Here is a 15935-nt window from a genome sequence, read left to right on the forward strand (position 1 = left end):
GCAAAAGCGGCGGCGCTACGGATATTCCAGTAGCGCCGCCGCCCTTGCGCGTCGAAAAGTAACGGGCGCAGCGAAAACCGCCGTGTCAGGCCTCTTTGACCAGCGCTGCCTCGAGGTTGATCTTCACCTTGTCGCTGACCAGCACGCCGCCGGCTTCCAGGGCTGCGTTCCAGGTCAGCCCGAATTCCTTGCGGCTGATCTCGGTTTCGGCGGAGAAGCCGGCGCGGGTGGCGCCGAACGGGTCCACGGCGACGCCGGTGAACTCGACCTCGAGTTCGACGGGCCGGGTGACGCCCTTGATGGTCAGGTCACCAGTGAGCGTGTACTCCTCGCCGTCACCTTCGATGTGGGTGCCACGGAAGGTCATCTCCGGATACTGTTCCACGTCGAAGAAATCCGCACCGCGCACGTGGTTGTCGCGGTTGGCGTCGCCGGAGTCGAAGCTGGCGGTGGACACCGTGGCATGCACCGACGAATCCGCCAGCGACTGCCCCACCCGTGCCTCGGCCTGCGCCTGGGTAAAGCGGCCACGGACTTTGCTGATGCCGGCATGGCGGACGCTGAAGCCGATCTCGCTGTGCGCCATGTCCAGGTTCCATGTTCCCGGCGTGATTTCCTTGGGAAGGGTCATCGCAGTTCTCCTTACTGGTAGGGCCGCAGACTTCGCTGCCTGCTAACCGCGCAAGTCTGTGCGGACTCTAAATATTCCCCATAAAACCCACATTCCTGCCAGTACCGGGTGAACCGGAAGGGAACATCCGGCGTATACATAAGCGTGGCACTACGATTACTGACCGCTCTTGCGCTGTTCATTGATGCCGGCGTCCATCTTTTCCTGGCCCCGGGCTACCAGTACGCGCAGCCGGGCACCGTCAGCCAGGGCACGCTGTTCCTGCTCGAGGCCGCAGCCGCGCTGGTGGCCGGCGTCTACGTCCTGGTCCGCGGCAGCAGGGCGGCCTATGCCGTGGCCCTGGTGGTGGCCCTCAGCGCATTCGCCGCCGTCGTGCTGTACCGGTACGTGGACATCCCCGCCATCGGGCCCATCCCCGCCATGTACGACCCCGTCTGGTTCTTCTCGAAAACCCTCAGCGCCGTTGCCGAAGGAGCGGGCGCCCTTTTGGCCGCCGCGGGCGTGGTCCGTGCAGGCCGCAGGGGAAAGTCCGACGACGGCACCCGGGTTACGGCCGCGCGTCGCCGCCCGTGAAGATTCCCGCGGCCGTTGTTAGCATGCGGGAGGAGGTGGCACATGGGCGCAGCTGAACGGGCACTGCCCGATGCGCTGGGCACCGTCGCCATCTACGGACTCGCCGCCTTGTGGCTGACGTCAGCGTCGCCGTCCGGACCGGCGCTTCAGCTCGCCGGCCTGGCCTCCGGCGCCCTGGTGGCGGGGGCTGCCGTCGGATCCGTCCTGCGGCGCATTCCGCGCTTCTCAACGCCGGCAGACCGCGTCACCTTGCTGCGTGCGGTCCTCGTTGCCTTGTGCGCGGTACTGGCGGTCCCCCAGCTGTTGACCGGCGGCCGCGTGAACATCCTCCTCCTGGTCCTGGGCGGCATCGCCTTCCTCCTGGACGGGCTCGACGGTGCCGTGGCGCGGCGCACGGGAACCTCGTCGGCGGAAGGGGCACGGTTCGACGCCGCCACCGACGCCGCCCTGGTCCTGGTGCTCTCCCTCGCGTCCGCCGCGGTGGTTGGCCCCTGGGTCCTGGGCATCGGCGCCATGTACTACGCCTTCGTGGCCGCCGGGTTCTTCCTGCCCCACCTCCGCGCGGCACTGCAGCCCAGACCGTCCCGCAGGCTGATCGGGGCCTACCAGCCGTTCGCCCTGCTGGCGAGCCTGGTCCCCGCCGCACCGCCAACTGTTGCTGCCGCGGCTCCGGCGGTGGCACTCACGCTGCTCCTGTTCTCGTTCGGGCGTGACGTCGTCGAACTCGAACGGCTCCGCCGCGCGGAACTCCCCTTGACAGCCCGGGTGCAGACCATCGTCCGCTAGCCAGATGCTCCAGGATGGCCATTGGCCACGGCATCCGGCGCACCGGGCCATAGGTGGTCTCCATTTGCTGGCTGTGGTGGCTAGTCCGGGCCAGCTTGTACCGGCCCGGGACTGCCTGCTTATGCCGCGAGGACCGCCGCCAGTCCGGTCAGGGCCGGGATGACGATGTCCGGGGACTGGAAATAGGAGGGGTAGCGGGCACCAGTCCGGTTGATCCATGCCGTCCGAAGTCCGGCCTTGGCTGCGCCGTGGATGTCCCAGGGGTGCACGGCAACCAGCAGCATGCCGGACGGATCGGATCCTGTGGACGTCGCCGCGTACTCATAGGCTGACCTGGCCGGCTTCCACGCAGGAGCGTCCTCCACGGAGAGGAGCAGCCCGAACTTGTCCCGGATGCCGCCGGCAACCAGCAGCTTGTCCGTGTTGGCTGTTGCCCCGTTTGTCAGGGTGACCAGCCGGTGCCCGGACGCGGCCAGGGAGCGGACACCCTCAGGGACATCCGGGTGGAGGGACAGGTTCTGCATGGCCGCCATGATGCGTTCGACGGCGGTGTCCAGGTTCCCGGAGATCCCTTCGGCTTCCAGCAGGGTGCGGAGGGCATCGGTTCCGATGGCGGCGAAGGCCTGGTTGTCCCCGCAGGCGGCGAGGGCGAAGCCGTCGCGCAGGAGCGTGGCGAACCACAGTTTTGCCAGTCCTCGTGGCGCGCCGATCTGCGCGAACGCTTCGCCGAGCGGGGCCATGTCGGACAGGGTCTCGTTCACATCGAAGACGATGACCAGGGGTTCGGCCATGATTTTCCCTTTCGTTATTCCGGCTCTGTTCCGGCGCCTTTCCTGGCGGGGCAGCCTTACTTGGCGGGGTACTGGTTCGAGCGAAGGAACTGGGCCAGGTGCACGGCGTTGCGGGCAAGACCTGCGTTGGTGGCGGCGACCGCGTCCGGCACCTGGTCGAGGTCCTTGAAGTCCACGGTCTGCATTGCCTCGCCCACCCAGTACGTGCCGCCCTGGGCGGGAAGGCTGAAGCCGACGTCGTTCAGTCCCTGCATCATGTCCGCAATAGTCTTGTGCGCCCCGTCCTCATTGCCCACCACGGCAACGGTGGCAACCTTTCCGTACATCACCGGCCTGCCGTCGTCGTCCGTTTCGGACAGGTCGGCGTCCAGGCGCTCCATCACCTGCTGGGCGACGCTGCAGGGGTGGCCCATCCAGATGGGGGTGGAGAGGACCAGGATGTCCGCCGCCAGGATTTTCGCGTGGATTTTGGGCCACTCGTCACCGTTGCCCATGTCCACTTGGACGCCGCGCTTGACGTCGTGGTCGACGACGCGCAGTGAGTCGGTGGCGACGCCGTGGCCTTCCAGTTCGTCCAGGATGTGCTGGGCCATCAGTTCGCTGCTGGACGGCTCCGGGGAAGGTGTCAGGGTGCATATGAGGGCGAGGGCGGACAGTTCAGGCATCAGCGGGAGCTCCCTTGATCGCTGCAACAAAATCGTCAGGCTACTTATCAGTAGATCACGGCGATTGCTGCCGATGCCACCACGCAGCCGGTGTTCCGTCGCCCGGGTATTCACCGCCCCTTGGGCCGCTGACGACAGGTGCGCCTCATGATGCCGGCGCCGGGCTCAGAGGCGGGCGTAGGCCCATCCGTCCCACTGGCGCCGGGCCAGGTGGGCGATGGCTGCAGGCACCGTTTGCACCCCTGCCGTGAGGTCTGAGTCCTCGAGCCCTGCCGACCGGAGGCTGTTGCCGCAGGCGAGGAGCTGCACCCCCAGTTGGCGGGCGTCGTCCACGGCTTCGTTCAGGGCCGCACCGTTGGCGAGGAGTTGAACGCCGGGGCCCTGGACCACTACTTCAATGGCGGCAGCGGTACCCAGCGCGGCGCGGGCGTTGGCGGCGCTGCGCAGGATGCCGGTGAGCGCGTCGTGCCCAAGCTGGCCGGCGGCATGAATGAGCAGCCCACGGGTGCCTTCATCCGGAGCGCCCACCGCGGGTCCGCTGTCCGAAGCCATCAGCTGCTTTCCCCGCCCAGGCTGGCAAGGGCTTTGCGCAGGCGCGTGCCGGCGTCGTCTGCCACTTCCCTAACTGAAGGGGCGCTGCTGAGCTGGACCATGGTCTGCGGGTCGATGGCTTCCACTGTGGTCACGTCCGCGGACTGGTTCCGGCGCACGACGACGTTGCAGGGCAACAGGGCGCCCATTTCGGGTTCGGCGGCCAGGGCGCGGCTGGCAAGGGCGGGGTTGCACGCGCCGAGGATGACGTAATCGCCGACGGCGTCCGCGGCTTCAGTGCCAAGCTTGGCTTCGAAGGTGGAACGGACGTTGATTTCCGTCAGGATTCCGAAACCCTGGGCGGCAAGGGCTTCACGGGTGCGGTCCACGGCTTCCGCCCACGGGAGGGACACGGTGGTGGCCAGGGTGTAGCTCATGGTGCTCCTTAAAGTTGCCGAATGATCCGCTGCCTTTGGGCTGCCGGGGGGTCGAATTATGCCAGGGAGAGGAAGAGCTTCTCCAGGTCTTTCCGGTCCATGGTCTCGTCCTTCTGGACGATGCACTGCTCCAGTCCGGTGGCGATGATGGCGAAGCCGGCCCGGTCAAGGGCCTTGGACACGGCCGCCAGCTGGGTGACGACGTCCTTGCAGTCCCGGCCTTCCTCAAGCATCCGGGTGACGGCAGCGAGCTGGCCCTGCGCGCGCTTGAGGCGGTTGATCACGGGTGTGAGTTCGGTTGGGTTCAGTTCCATAAGGGGTCTCCATTGATGGGGGGCTTGCCCTCAACTATATACCCCCATGGGTGTTTTGACTACCCCCGGGGGTATCTGTAATACTCGGTGGGGTATCCACCAGACCCCTCCCGAGAGGCTACTTATGACTTCCCCTTCCAAAGCAGGCGCCGTGTCCGCACTCGCTCCCGAGACCCTGCAGTCCTGGATCAAAGAGCACCAGGACCTCATGGTGATTGACGTGCGCTCTGCCGCCGAATTCGAGTCCATGCACATCCGCGGCTCCTACAACGTGCCGCTGCCCCTGCTCTCCGAGCACACCGATGAACTGGCCGCCCGGCTGGGCTCGCGGGTGGTCCTGGTCTGCCAGTCCGGCGTCCGCGCCGAGCAGGCCCGCCAGCGGATGGCCACCGTGGGCCTGGACACCGCCTATGTCCTCACCGGCGGGGTTCCCGGCTTTGCCGCCGCGGGCGGCGACGTGGTCAAGGGCAAAGACCGCTGGGACCTTGAACGGCAGGTCCGCCTGGCAGCCGGCTCCCTGGTGATGCTCGGCCTGGCCGGCGGCAAGTTCGTCTCGCCCAAGGTCCGCATGCTGGCAGGTGCCATCGGTACCGGGCTGACCTTCTCGGCCGCCACCAACACCTGTGCCATGGGCAAGGCCCTGTCTGCCATGCCGTGGAACAAGGCCGCCAAGGAGCCCACCCGCGAAAGCGCCATCCTGCAGCTTCCCGTGCAGCCGGCTGAAGAGGGCGCTGCGGCATGATCGCGGCCCTGGGTTTGGGGCTCGTCGTCGGCGTCGTACTGGGCGTAGTAGGCGGCGGCGGGTCCATCATTGCCGTTCCGGCCCTGGTGTACGGCGTGGGCATGAGCCCCGCCCAGGCCATTCCCACCTCGCTGTTGGTGGTGGGAATCTCCTCGCTGGCGGCCCTGTTCCCCCGCATCCGTGAGGGCTTGAACTGGCCTGTCATCGCCCTGGTCGGGGCGGCCGGCATCCCGGCAGCCTGGGCAGGCGCGGCCGTGGGCAAGCTGCTGGATCCGAACATCCTGATGCTGGCCTTCGCCGCGATCATGGTGATTGCGGGAATCCGGATGCTCAGCAAACCCCGCGAAACCGAGGGCTCCTGCAGCATCGGGCCGCACCGGGCCTTCCGGTCCTGCGCCCCAAAGGCCGTGGGCGTAGGCCTGCTCGTCGGCTTCCTCACCGGCCTCCTCGGAGTGGGCGGCGGCTTCCTGATCACCCCCGCACTGACCATCTTCCTGGGCCTGCGGATGAAGCAGGCCGTGGGAACCTCCCTGGCCATCATCGTGGTCAACTCGGCTGCCGGGTTCAGCGCCCACGCAGCCGGCTACACCATCGACTGGGCCACCACCCTGGCGTTCGCCATCCCGGCGATCGTGGGATCACTGGCTGCCGCCCGGTTTGCCCGCCGCCTGCACGACAAGCACATCCGCATCTCATTCGCGGTACTCATCTTCGCCGTCGCGGCGTGGGTCACCGCCGGCACGGTCACCGCCTGACCTACCCACAGAGGAGAACACCATGGGATTGATCGATTCCCTCAAGAAGGCCTTCAGCAAGCCCTATAAGACGATTTCCGTGGCCCAGGCCAAGGAACTGCTGGGTTCGGGTGCCATGCTGATCGACGTCAGGTCCGCCCAGGAATGGCGGACCGGCCGGGCCCCCCAGGCCAAGCACGTCCCCCTGGACCGGCTGCAGACCAGTACGGCCGGTATCCAGAAGACCCGGCCGGTGATTGCCGTCTGCGCTTCCGGCGTACGGTCCGCCTCCGCGGCCCGGATGCTGGCCGCCAAGGGCTACGACGCCTACTCGGTGCGCGGTGGCATGGCCGCCTGGCGCCAGGCCGGCGAACCCGTCCGCTAGACACATCACCACCAGCCGACAACCACTTCGAAGGAGAAACCATCATGGCTGAAATCACCATCACCGAAACTGACCAGCGCCGCTCCAACGCGCGCATCCTTGACGTCCGCGAGGACTTTGAGGTCGCCGAGGGCATGATCCCCGGCGCCCTGCACATCCCCATGGGCCAGCTGCAGGCCCGCCTGGGTGAGCTTGACCCGGCCGTCCCCGTGATCGCCGTCTGCCGCAGCGGTAACCGCAGCGCCGCCGTCGCCGATGCCCTCAACGGCGCCGGTTACAAGGCAGACACCATGGCCGGCGGCATGACCGCCTGGACCCGCGCCGGACTCCCCACCACCTAAGCCCCGCCCCTCGCGGCACTGGGCAAACCAACAAAGATTCGCCCGAAAGGACTCGACAGACCATGGCAACCATCGACATCACCCAGCAATCCTTCGCCCAGACGCTGGAGGACAACGACATCGTCTTCGTTGACTTCTGGGCAGCCTGGTGCGGCCCCTGCCGCATGTTCGCCCCGATTTTCAGCGGGGCCGCGGAACGCCATCCGGACATCACCTTCGCCAAGGTGGACACTGAAGCCGAGCAGGCGCTGGCCGCAGCAGCGAACATCACGGCCATCCCCACGCTCATGGCTTTCAAGGACAAGACCCTGGTGTTCTCCCAGCCGGGAGCCCTCAACGCCACCGGCCTGGAGGAAGTCATCCAGGCAGTCAAAAACCTGGACGTGGACCAGCTGCGCGCCGAAGCCGGGCACCAGCACGCCTGACCTGTCGCTCCAAACGGGCGCATACCCCTCGTTGCGACATACCCCCCGGGGTATCTATACTGAATGCAGAACAACTTCCCAATCCCCTTTCAACTGAAGGAGAGCAGCACATGCTTATCGAGCGCATTTACGACGAAGACCTCGCCCAGGCCAGCTACCTGATCGGCTGCCAGGCCAAGGGTGAAGCCATTGTGGTGGACGGCCGCCGTGACATCGCCGTTTACCAGGACCTGGCCGCCAGGAACGGCATGAAGATCGTGGCGGTCACCGAGACCCACATCCACGCCGACTACCTCTCCGGCACCCGCGAGCTCGCCGCCGCCACCGGCGCCAAGATCTACGTCTCCGGCGAAGGCGGCCCGGACTGGCAGTACGAGTTTGACGGCGAACGGCTCTACGACGGCGACACCATCGCCCTGGGCAACATCAGCATCAAGGCAGTGCACACCCCTGGCCACACCCCCGAGCACCTGTCCTTCCTGGTGACGGACGGCGCGTTCAGCGACAAGCCCGGCTACCTGCTCTCCGGGGACTTCGTGTTCTCCGGCGACCTGGGCCGTCCCGACCTGCTGGATGAAGCCGCCGGCGGCATCGACACCCGCTTCGAGGGCGCCAAGCAGCTCTTCGCCAGCCTGCGTGACAAGTTCCTCACCCTCCCGGACTACGTCCAGGTGCACCCCGCCCACGGCGCCGGCAGCGCCTGCGGCAAGGCCCTCGGCGCCATCCCGTCCTCAACCGTCGGGTACGAACGCCTCTACGCCTGGTGGGGCCCCTATCTCGCCGCCAACGACGAGCAGGGCTTCATCAACGAACTCCTCGACGGCCAGCCCGACGCGCATGCCTACTTCGGCCGGATGAAGCGCGAAAACCGCGTGGGTCCTGACGTGATGGGTGAACGTGCCCCGCTGAAGGAGCTGGACACCGCCGCCGTCGCCGCGGGCCTGGCGGAGGACACCCTGACCTTCATCGACACCCGCTCCAACGGTGAGGTCCACGAAGGCACCGTGGTGCGCTCCCTGAACGTCCCCGCCGGCAAGTCCGTTGCCAGCTACGGCGCCTGGGTGGTCAACCCGGAAACGGACAAGAACCCGCTGGTGCTCCTGGCCAAGGACCAGGAACAGGCCCAGGACATGTGGGACCACCTGGTCCGCGTGGGCATCGACAACGTGGCCGGCTACCTGACCGGCATCGAAGGCCTGCCCACGTTCACCCCCAAGCTGATCCAGCCCGGAGAGCTCGACAACTTCGACGCCGCCATGGTCCTGGACGTCCGCAATAAGACCGAGCACAAGGCGGGACACGTGCCGGGCTCGTACCAGCTCAGCGGCGGCCGCGTCATGTGGCACCTGGACGAGCTGCCCATCGGCGGAACCATCGTGACCTACTGCCAGTCCGGTGTACGGAACTCAGTTGCCGCCAGCGCCCTGCGCCGTGCCGGGTACGACGTCGTCGAACTCGACGGCAGCTACGCCGGCTGGAACGCCTGGCGGAACAGCGTCCCCGCAGCCTGACCACGGCTGAACCACCCCAAGACCGCCCGGGCATGACCCCCCTCCTGCCCGGGCATCCCGGCCCGGGCGTGCCCCCGCACGCCCGGGCCACCTTAATGTCCAGGAAACACCCGATGTCCCCACCAGGAACGGAGCACCCGATGCCGGGCAATACCCTCCCCCGCCGCACCGCCGGATCAACCCCAACTGTGCTGGGCCTGCGGCAAAATCTGGCGCAGTTCATGCTGCTGGTTGCCGTCAATGCCCTGGTGGGCGGCACCCTGGGGCAGGAACGCACCGTCCTGCCCCTGCTCGCGTCCCGGACCTTCCACCTGGACCTCTACACGGGTGCGCTGACCTACATCCTCGCCTTCGGCCTGTCCAAGGCAGCGATGAACTACTTCGCCGGCACGTTGTCCGACCGGTACGGCCGCAAGCCCGTCCTCATCGCGGGCTGGCTGGCCGCAGTGCCGGTCCCGCTTATGCTCATCTTCGGCCCGTCCTGGGGCTGGATCGTGGCAGCCAACGTGCTGCTGGGCGTCAGCCAGGGCCTCACCTGGTCCACCGCCGTGATCATGAAAATGGACCTGGTGGGCCCCAAGCAGCGCGGCCTGGCCATGGGCTTTAACGAGGCAGCCGGCTACCTGGGCGTCGCCGTCACGGCCCTCGCCACCGGGTACCTCGCCACGGCCTATGGCCTCCGGCCCGCACCCTTCCTGTTGGGAGCCGCGTACATCGCCCTCGGCCTGGGCCTGACGGTCCTGGCCGTGAGGGAAACCCACCACCATGCCAGGGCGGACGCCGCGCAGCATGCCAAGGGACGGGGCACCGCCCATGCCGGCCTCACCACCGGCCAGGTCTTCACCCTCACCAGCTTCAAGGACCGGTCGCTCTCTGCCGCGAGCCAGGCCGGCCTGGTCAACAACCTCAACGACGGCCTGGCCTGGGGCCTCTTCCCGGTCCTGTTCGCCGGTGCCGGGCTGGACCTTGGCCAGATCGGCATCCTGGCCGCCGCCTACCCCGCCGCCTGGGGCGCCGCTCAGCTGGTGACCGGCGCGGCCTCCGACCGGTGGGGCCGCAAATGGTTCATCGCGGCCGGCATGCTGGTCCAGGCAGGCGCCCTGGCAATCATCGCCTCAGCGCACGGCTTCGGGCCCTGGCTCGCCGCCGCCGTCGTGCTGGGCCTCGGTACCGCCATGGTCTACCCCACCCTGCTGGCCGCCATCGGCGACGTAGCCCACCCCACCTGGCGGGCCCGCTCAGTGGGGGTCTACCGGCTGTGGCGCGACGGCGGATTCGCCGTGGGTGCCCTCCTCTCCGGCGTCCTCGCCGACCTGTACGGGATCCCCACCGCGATCGCCGCCGTCGCGGTCCTCACCGCGGCCTCCGGCGTGGTGGTCGCCGTCAGGATGCGCGGGAATGACCACACGCCGGGATAGATCCTCTATCCGTGCCCGGCGACATACGTGACCAGCCCGTCCACGGTGGCCACGGCGGGATAGTCGGCTTCCGGGATATCCACGCCGGTGCTCTCCGCGATGACCTCCACCAGGCGGAGGAAGTCCAGCGAGTCCAGCTCCAGGTCCTGGCGCAGCCGTGCCCCGGGGGCCAGGTCTTCGGGTTCGACGTCGGGGGCTACTTTCCCGATCGCCGACTCCACCGCCTGGCGCGCGTCCTGTTCGTTCACGGCTCCTCCTCGTTCACGGGTCCAATGGTCACGGGCGGCGGGTCACAGCCTGTCCGGTGCCTGCAGCAGTTCGTCGATGCGGGCCAGGAAACGTCCGCCGCGCAGCCCATCGCTCACCCGGTGGTCCGCGGACAGCGTGGCGATGGCCGCCTGCCGGATGCCGAGCATCCCGTGGTGCGCCCACGGCTGTTCCAGGACCTTGCCGAAGCCCACCATGGCCACCTGCGGCGGATAGATCACCCCGTACACGCTTTCGACGCCGAGATCGCCCAGGTTGGTGACGGTGATGGTGGGGTCCGCCATCTCTGCACGCTGCAGGCGGCCCGCCCGGGCGCGGGCCACCAGGTCGCGGAGCTGGTCCATGAGCTCATCGAGGGTCAGGGTGTCGGCGTCGTGCAGGGCAGGGGCCACCAGGCCGCCGTGCCGCAGGGCCACCGCCACGCCCAGGTGCACCGCGCTGCTGGGTTGGAAGGCACCCTTGGCGAAGAAGCCGTTCATGTCCGGCACCTCCTTGGCCGCGAGCGCGGTGGCCTTCAGCAGCAGGGCGGACGGCACCAGCCGCGCTGAGACCGGCCGCTGCTGGTTGGCGGCCTGCATCCACGCCATCGCTGCCGCGAGATCCAGGGTGGTGGAGAGGTAGTAGTGCGGGATGTCCTTCTTGGACCGGGACATTAGGGCCCCGATGGCCTGCCGCAGGCTCTCCGCCTTGCTGCCGGCTTCCCTGCGGCCGCGCCGGGACGCTTCCTGCGGCTCCACGCGTTCCGGTGCTGATGGTTCCGATGGTTCCGCGGCTTCCGACGGCGGTGCCTCCGCCGGCTTCTCCGCGCTAACCGGGGCGACCGGCTGCCCTCTGGGCGGGACGGCAGAGAGCACGTCGTCCTCGGTCACCGCTCCCCCGGGGCCAGTGCCCGCGATGCCCCGAAGGTCCACGCCAAGTTCCGCGGCCAGGCGCCGGGCCAGCGGCGAGGACCGGACGCGGCGCGTTTCGGCGGGTGTGGGGCGGGCTTCGGGCTGCTCTTCCTCCTTGCGTGGAGGCGCCCCGGTGACGGGCGCGGCCGCGGCGCGTTCGACGTCGGCCCTGGTCACTTCGCCGCCCGGACCGCTGCCGCTGATGCGTCCGACGTCGACCCCCAGCGTGTGCGCAAGGTGCCGGACCGGCGGCGGGACCTTTGCGCCCGGCTCCGGAAGGCCGCCCGCGGCACGCGGGTGTGGGGCGGGCGGCGGTTCGGGTGGCGGCGCTTTCGACGGGGGCGGGACTTCGGCGGGGGTGGCGGTGATCCGGGCGATGGGGGTGCCCACGTCCACGGTGTCGCCGATGTCCACCAGGAACTCGGCCAGCACGCCCTCCTGGAACGACTCGATATCCATGACGGTTTTGTCGGTGTCCACGGCGGCCACCAGGTCGCCCTTGTGGATGTAGTCCCCGGGTTTGACCAGCCACTCCACCACCTTGCCGTGCTCCATATCCGCGCCCAGGGACGGCATCCGAAACTCAGCCACCGGCACCCACGGCCCTTCGGGCGCCGGCCATGATCCGCTCCACCGACGGCAGCGCTGCCTGCTCCAGGTGCTTGGCGTACGGGACGGGGACCTCTGCACTGCACACCCGCTCCACCGGCGCGTCCAGGTCGTAGAAGGCCTTCTCCGCGATCCTGGCCGTGATCTCCGCGGAGATGCTGCCGCTGCGCCAGCCCTCGTCCACCACCTCGGCCCGGTGCGTCCTGGCCACGCTGTCCAGGATGGTGTGTTCATCGAGCGGGCGGAGGCTCCGCAGGTCGATCACCTCGGCCTCGATGCCCTCGCCGGCCAGCTGTTCCGCGGCCTCCAGCACCATGGGCAGCGTCCCGCCATACGTGATGAGCGTCAGGGCGTCCCCGTGCCGCAGGACCGCGGCCTTGGCGATATCCACCGCGCCGGCGTCGTCGTCGATCTCCCCCGCCACGTTGTACAGCGAGCCGTGCTCGAAAATCAGCACGGGGTCCGGGTCCTGCAGCGAGGTCCACAGCATGCCGCGGGCGTCCGCCAGGGTGGCCGGGGCCAGGATCCGCAGGCCCGGGATGTGCGCGTACCAGCCCTCCAGGCTGTGCGAGTGCTGCGCGCCCAGCTGCCGGCCCGCGCCGGTGGTCATCCGGATGACGATGGGCACGTTGAACTGGCCGCCGGACATGTGCAGCAAGGTGGCGGCGTTGTTGATGATCTGGTCCAGGGCCAGCAGGCTGAAATTGACGGTCATGATTTCGACGATGGGACGCATGCCGCCCAGCGCCGCGCCGATCCCGGCTCCCACGAAGCCGGATTCGGAGAGCGGGGTATCGCGGATCCGTTCCGGCCCGAACTCCTCCAGCAGCCCCAGGCTGACGGCGAAGCTGCCGCCGTACCGGCCCACGTCCTCGCCCATGAGGAACACCCGATTGTCGCGCTGCATGGCGTCGCGGAGGGCCGCGCGCATGGCTTCCCGGTACGTGGTTTTCATCCTGCTGCCCTGCCTTTCCCTGTCGCCTCTGGATTGCCTGTCGCCTCTGCATTCCCTGTCCCGCCGTTGCCGTCGTCCGGCCGGTCGCTGTAGACGAACCGGAGCAGTTCGGACACCGGTTCCGGCGTCCCGTTTTCGGCGAATCCGACGGCGGTGCTGATCTCCGCCTCCACGTCCGCCTGCAGCGCGGTCCAGTCCTCCGCCGGCAGCTGTCCCGCCGCCTCCATGGCGCCCTGCAGCAGGCTGATGGGATCGCGTTCCATCCACTGCGCCACCTCGGACTTTTCCCGGTACAGCTCGGGATCGAACATGGAGTGGGCGCGGAAGCGGTAGGTGCGCAGTTCCAGGAAGTGGGGCCCGCCGCCGGACCTCACGGCATCCACGGCGCGCCGGGCGGCCTCCTCGACGGCGAGCACGTCCATGCCGTCCACCGCCCAGGCAGGGATCTCGTACGCGGCGGCCTTGAGCGCGATGTCCGTTTGGGATTCGGAGCGGCCCAGGGCGGTTCCCATCGCGTAGAGGTTGTTCTGGCAGCAGAACAGCACCGGCAGCTGCCACAGCGCGGCCAGGTTCATGCTTTCGTGGAACTCCCCTTCGGCCACCGCGCCTTCGCCGAAGAAGCACACTGTCACCCGTTGGCGCCCGGCCATCCGGTCCGCGAGTGCCAGCCCGACGGCGAGTGGCAGGCCGCCGGCCACGATCGCGTTTCCGCCGTAAAAGCGGGTGGCGGCGTCGAACAGGTGCATGGAACCGCCGCGGCCCCTGCAGCAGCCCTCGGCATGGCCGTACATTTCGGCCAGGATGGCTCCCGCCGAGACGCCGCGGAGGAGGGCGTGCCCGTGTTCGCGGTAGGTGGCCACCACGGCGTCATCGGGTGCCAGAGTTTCCATGACCCCCGCGGCCACGGCTTCCTCGCCGATGTAGACGTGCAGGAAACCGCGGATCTTGGCCGCGCTGTAGAGCTCGATGCACTTTTCCTCCAGCCGGCGCACCCGCAGCATCTGCCGCAGGAGGTGCAGGGCATGTCCGGCGTCCGGGACGCCCTGGTTCTTGAGGCCGGTCATGGCCGGTCCTGCCTTGCCGCGGCCGGCGCTGCCGGGGATTCCAGGGTGGAGGTATCGCCTTCCGGCAGCCCGAGCTCACGGGCTTTCAGCAGCCGGCGGAGGATCTTGCCGCTGCGGGTCTTGGGCAGGGTGGCGGTGAAGTCCAGCAGCCGGGGTGCCACCGCGGCGCCCAGCCGTTTCCGTGCGAAGCCGATGATGTCCAACTGGAGGTCCTCGCTGGGCTCATGGCCGGCCTTGAGTTCCACGAAGGCCTTGACCACTTCGCCGGCCACGGGGTCGGGCACCCCGATCACTCCTGCCTCGGCCACGGCCGGGTGCTCCATGAGGCAGCTCTCCACTTCAAAGGGGCCGATCAGGTGGCCGGAGGACTTGATGACGTCGTCGCCGCGGCCAACGAACCAGAAGTAGCCGTCGCCGTCGCGCTTTGCCAGGTCCCCCGTCAGGTACCAGCCGCCCGCGAAGCAGCGGCGGTACCGCTCCTCCTCGTTGAGGTAGCCGCGGAACATGGACGGCCAGCCGGGGCGCAGCGCCAGCTCCCCCATGGTGTCCGGGTCGGTGACCAGGACAGCCTGGCCGTCATTGATGACCGCCTTGCCGTCGGCGTCCCGCGCCACAAGCGCCGCCTCGATGCCCGGCAGCGGGCGGCCCATGGAACCGGGCCGGATGTCCATGGCCGGATAGTTGGCGATCATGATTCCGCCGGTTTCGGTCTGCCACCAGTTGTCATGCACGGGCAGGCCCAGGACCTCCTGGCCCCACACCACGGCCTCCGGGTTCAACGGTTCCCCCACGCTGGCGATGAACCGCAGCGCGGAGAGGTCATGCCCCGCAGCGCGCTCCGCGCCGGCCTTCATGAGCATCCGCAGCGCCGTGGGTGCGGTGTACCAGATGGTGACGTGCTGCCCGGCGAGGATCCGGTACCAGCGGTCCGCGTCCAGTTCCTCCTCATCCACAATGGCGGTGACCCCGTGCACCAGCGGCGCGATGATGCCGTAGGACGTCCCGGTCACCCAGCCCGGATCCGCAGTGCACCAGTAGACATCGTCCGGGTGCAGGTCCAGCGCGAAGCGGCCCGTGGCGTAGTGTGCGGCCACGGCATCATGGACGTGGATGGCGCCTTTCGGGGTGCCGGTGGTGCCGCTGGTGAAGTGCAGCAGAGCCATGTCCTCCGGCTGGGTGTCCGCGATCTCCTCGACGGGGTCCACCTGGGACATGAGCGCTGCCAGGTCCAGGGTTCCGGGTTCGGCGGGTACTTGTTCCCCGCCGCCGTCCGCGTCCACGAGCAGGACGTGGCGGAGGTCCGGAAGGGAGTCCCGCACGGGCGCCACCTTCCTGCGGTACAGCGCCCTTGTGGTCACCAGCACGCGCCCGCTCCCCAGGTGCAGCCGCTGCCGCACGGGTTCGGGACCGAAGGCGGAAAAGAGCGGGCAGAAGACGCTGCCGTTCTTGAAGGTGCCAAGGACCGCCGCATACAGCTCCGGGCTGCGGCCCAGCAGCGAGAACACGCGTTCGCCGCGCCCCACGCCCAGGCTCCGCAGCACTGCCGCGAACCTCCCGGACGCCTCCGCAAGGTCACCGTAGCTCAGGGACCGGGTGCCGCCGTCGGCCCTTACGAAGCGCAGCGCCTCCTTGGCGCCGCGGCCTTCCGCCACGTGGCGGTCCACGGCCTCGTACCCGATGTTCAGGCCCCGGCCGCCCGGCAGCCCGGCCAGCGCCTGCCGCGCCTGGTCCCAGCTGAAGTCCCTGCGGGCGGCGTCGTAGTCCAGCAGGTTTGGCCGCACCGGGAAGGCGGCCACGTTCTTGGTGATGGCAGGCCAGCGGGTGGAACCCTCAACTCCTGTGGTCATGGCGCTCCTCCGGTCATGG

Annotated in this window: 20 protein-coding genes; 9 read left to right on the forward strand and 11 right to left on the reverse strand. The window is 68.6% G+C overall.

The features are described 5' to 3' along the window. Nucleotides 1-85: 85 nt before the first annotated feature. Nucleotides 86-631: a YceI family protein gene (locus AB0313_RS09110; protein ID WP_141940337.1), complete on the reverse strand. Its 546-nt coding sequence runs from the start codon at nucleotides 629-631 to the stop codon at nucleotides 86-88. 144 nt (nucleotides 632-775) lie between these two features. Here AB0313_RS09110 and AB0313_RS09115 point away from each other — a divergent pair, with 144 nt between their 5' ends. Together AB0313_RS09115 and AB0313_RS09120 are read left to right on the forward strand one after the other, a co-directional pair. Continuing rightward, complete coding sequence (locus AB0313_RS09115; RefSeq protein WP_307310615.1) at nucleotides 776-1204, forward strand: hypothetical protein; 429 nt, start codon at nucleotides 776-778, stop codon at nucleotides 1202-1204. A 42-nt stretch (nucleotides 1205-1246) separates the two neighbouring features. Then, nucleotides 1247-1990: a CDP-alcohol phosphatidyltransferase family protein gene (locus AB0313_RS09120; RefSeq protein ID WP_366305046.1), complete on the forward strand. Its 744-nt coding sequence runs from the start codon at nucleotides 1247-1249 to the stop codon at nucleotides 1988-1990. A 119-nt stretch (nucleotides 1991-2109) separates the two neighbouring features. On the opposite strand, the gene AB0313_RS09125 is transcribed toward AB0313_RS09120, so the two are convergent. The 5 genes from AB0313_RS09125 to AB0313_RS09145 form a co-directional block, all read right to left on the reverse strand. Continuing rightward, nucleotides 2110-2781 (reverse strand): haloacid dehalogenase type II, encoded by a 672-nt coding sequence (locus AB0313_RS09125; protein ID WP_141940335.1) that lies wholly within the window; start codon nucleotides 2779-2781, stop codon nucleotides 2110-2112. Between the two features lie 56 nt (nucleotides 2782-2837). Continuing rightward, nucleotides 2838-3446: an NAD(P)H-dependent oxidoreductase gene (locus AB0313_RS09130; protein WP_141940334.1), complete on the reverse strand. Its 609-nt coding sequence runs from the start codon at nucleotides 3444-3446 to the stop codon at nucleotides 2838-2840. Between the two features lie 165 nt (nucleotides 3447-3611). Further along, nucleotides 3612-3998: a DsrE family protein gene (locus AB0313_RS09135; protein ID WP_366305049.1), complete on the reverse strand. Its 387-nt coding sequence runs from the start codon at nucleotides 3996-3998 to the stop codon at nucleotides 3612-3614. Then, the gene (locus AB0313_RS09140; protein WP_366305051.1) at nucleotides 3998-4414 is read right to left on the reverse strand and encodes a DUF302 domain-containing protein; all 417 of its coding nucleotides are present in this window, start codon (nucleotides 4412-4414) and stop codon (nucleotides 3998-4000) included. Before AB0313_RS09140 ends, AB0313_RS09135 begins: the two co-directional genes overlap by 1 nt. A 56-nt stretch (nucleotides 4415-4470) precedes the next feature. Next, the gene (locus tag AB0313_RS09145) at nucleotides 4471-4728 is read right to left on the reverse strand and encodes a metal-sensitive transcriptional regulator (RefSeq protein ID WP_043452296.1); all 258 of its coding nucleotides are present in this window, start codon (nucleotides 4726-4728) and stop codon (nucleotides 4471-4473) included. Between the two features lie 124 nt (nucleotides 4729-4852). On the opposite strand from AB0313_RS09145, the gene AB0313_RS09150 reads away from it, so the two are divergent. The 7 genes from AB0313_RS09150 to AB0313_RS09180 all read left to right on the forward strand — a co-directional run bounded on the left by AB0313_RS09150 (nucleotide 4853) and on the right by AB0313_RS09180 (nucleotide 10284). Further along, complete coding sequence (locus tag AB0313_RS09150; RefSeq protein ID WP_366305053.1) at nucleotides 4853-5470, forward strand: rhodanese-like domain-containing protein; 618 nt, start codon at nucleotides 4853-4855, stop codon at nucleotides 5468-5470. Continuing rightward, a complete protein-coding gene (locus AB0313_RS09155; RefSeq protein ID WP_366305055.1) occupies nucleotides 5467-6225 on the forward strand; it encodes a sulfite exporter TauE/SafE family protein in 759 nt (252 codons plus the stop codon). Before AB0313_RS09150 ends, AB0313_RS09155 begins: the two co-directional genes overlap by 4 nt. 22 nt (nucleotides 6226-6247) lie before the next feature. Then, nucleotides 6248-6589: a rhodanese-like domain-containing protein gene (locus tag AB0313_RS09160; protein ID WP_366305057.1), complete on the forward strand. Its 342-nt coding sequence runs from the start codon at nucleotides 6248-6250 to the stop codon at nucleotides 6587-6589. A gap of 44 nt (nucleotides 6590-6633) precedes the next feature. Next, the gene (locus AB0313_RS09165; protein ID WP_141940328.1) at nucleotides 6634-6930 is read left to right on the forward strand and encodes a rhodanese-like domain-containing protein; all 297 of its coding nucleotides are present in this window, start codon (nucleotides 6634-6636) and stop codon (nucleotides 6928-6930) included. Between the two features lie 62 nt (nucleotides 6931-6992). Next, a complete protein-coding gene (gene trxA, locus AB0313_RS09170) occupies nucleotides 6993-7355 on the forward strand; it encodes a thioredoxin (RefSeq protein WP_141940327.1) in 363 nt (120 codons plus the stop codon). 110 nt (nucleotides 7356-7465) lie between these two features. After that, nucleotides 7466-8866 carry an MBL fold metallo-hydrolase gene (locus AB0313_RS09175; RefSeq protein WP_366305060.1) on the forward strand — a complete coding sequence of 467 codons (1401 nt, stop codon included), beginning with the start codon at nucleotides 7466-7468 and terminating at the stop codon, nucleotides 8864-8866. Between the two features lie 140 nt (nucleotides 8867-9006). Further along, entirely contained in the window at nucleotides 9007-10284 is a 1278-nt protein-coding gene (locus AB0313_RS09180; protein WP_366305278.1) for an MFS transporter, read from the forward strand. A 5-nt stretch (nucleotides 10285-10289) separates the two neighbouring features. On the opposite strand, the gene AB0313_RS09185 is transcribed toward AB0313_RS09180, so the two are convergent. From AB0313_RS09185 to acsA, 5 genes are read right to left on the reverse strand one after another with little or no spacing between them, the layout of a single operon-like run. Further along, a complete protein-coding gene (locus AB0313_RS09185) occupies nucleotides 10290-10532 on the reverse strand; it encodes a phosphopantetheine-binding protein (RefSeq protein WP_141940325.1) in 243 nt (80 codons plus the stop codon). A gap of 42 nt (nucleotides 10533-10574) precedes the next feature. Then, nucleotides 10575-12032: a dihydrolipoamide acetyltransferase family protein gene (locus AB0313_RS09190; RefSeq protein WP_366305062.1), complete on the reverse strand. Its 1458-nt coding sequence runs from the start codon at nucleotides 12030-12032 to the stop codon at nucleotides 10575-10577. Then, the gene (locus AB0313_RS09195; protein WP_366305064.1) at nucleotides 12025-13005 is read right to left on the reverse strand and encodes an alpha-ketoacid dehydrogenase subunit beta; all 981 of its coding nucleotides are present in this window, start codon (nucleotides 13003-13005) and stop codon (nucleotides 12025-12027) included. Before AB0313_RS09195 ends, AB0313_RS09190 begins: the two co-directional genes overlap by 8 nt. Further along, entirely contained in the window at nucleotides 13002-14069 is a 1068-nt protein-coding gene (pdhA, locus tag AB0313_RS09200; protein ID WP_366305066.1) for a pyruvate dehydrogenase (acetyl-transferring) E1 component subunit alpha, read from the reverse strand. The genes AB0313_RS09195 and pdhA overlap by 4 nt, the downstream gene beginning before the upstream one ends. After that, nucleotides 14066-15916: an acetate--CoA ligase gene (gene acsA / locus AB0313_RS09205; RefSeq protein ID WP_366305068.1), complete on the reverse strand. Its 1851-nt coding sequence runs from the start codon at nucleotides 15914-15916 to the stop codon at nucleotides 14066-14068. Before acsA ends, pdhA begins: the two co-directional genes overlap by 4 nt. Nucleotides 15917-15935: the final 19 nt, after the last annotated feature.

The sequence above is a fragment of the Pseudarthrobacter sp. NPDC080039 genome, assembly GCF_040702335.1.
Lineage (GTDB): Bacteria > Actinomycetota > Actinomycetes > Actinomycetales > Micrococcaceae > Arthrobacter > Arthrobacter enclensis_A.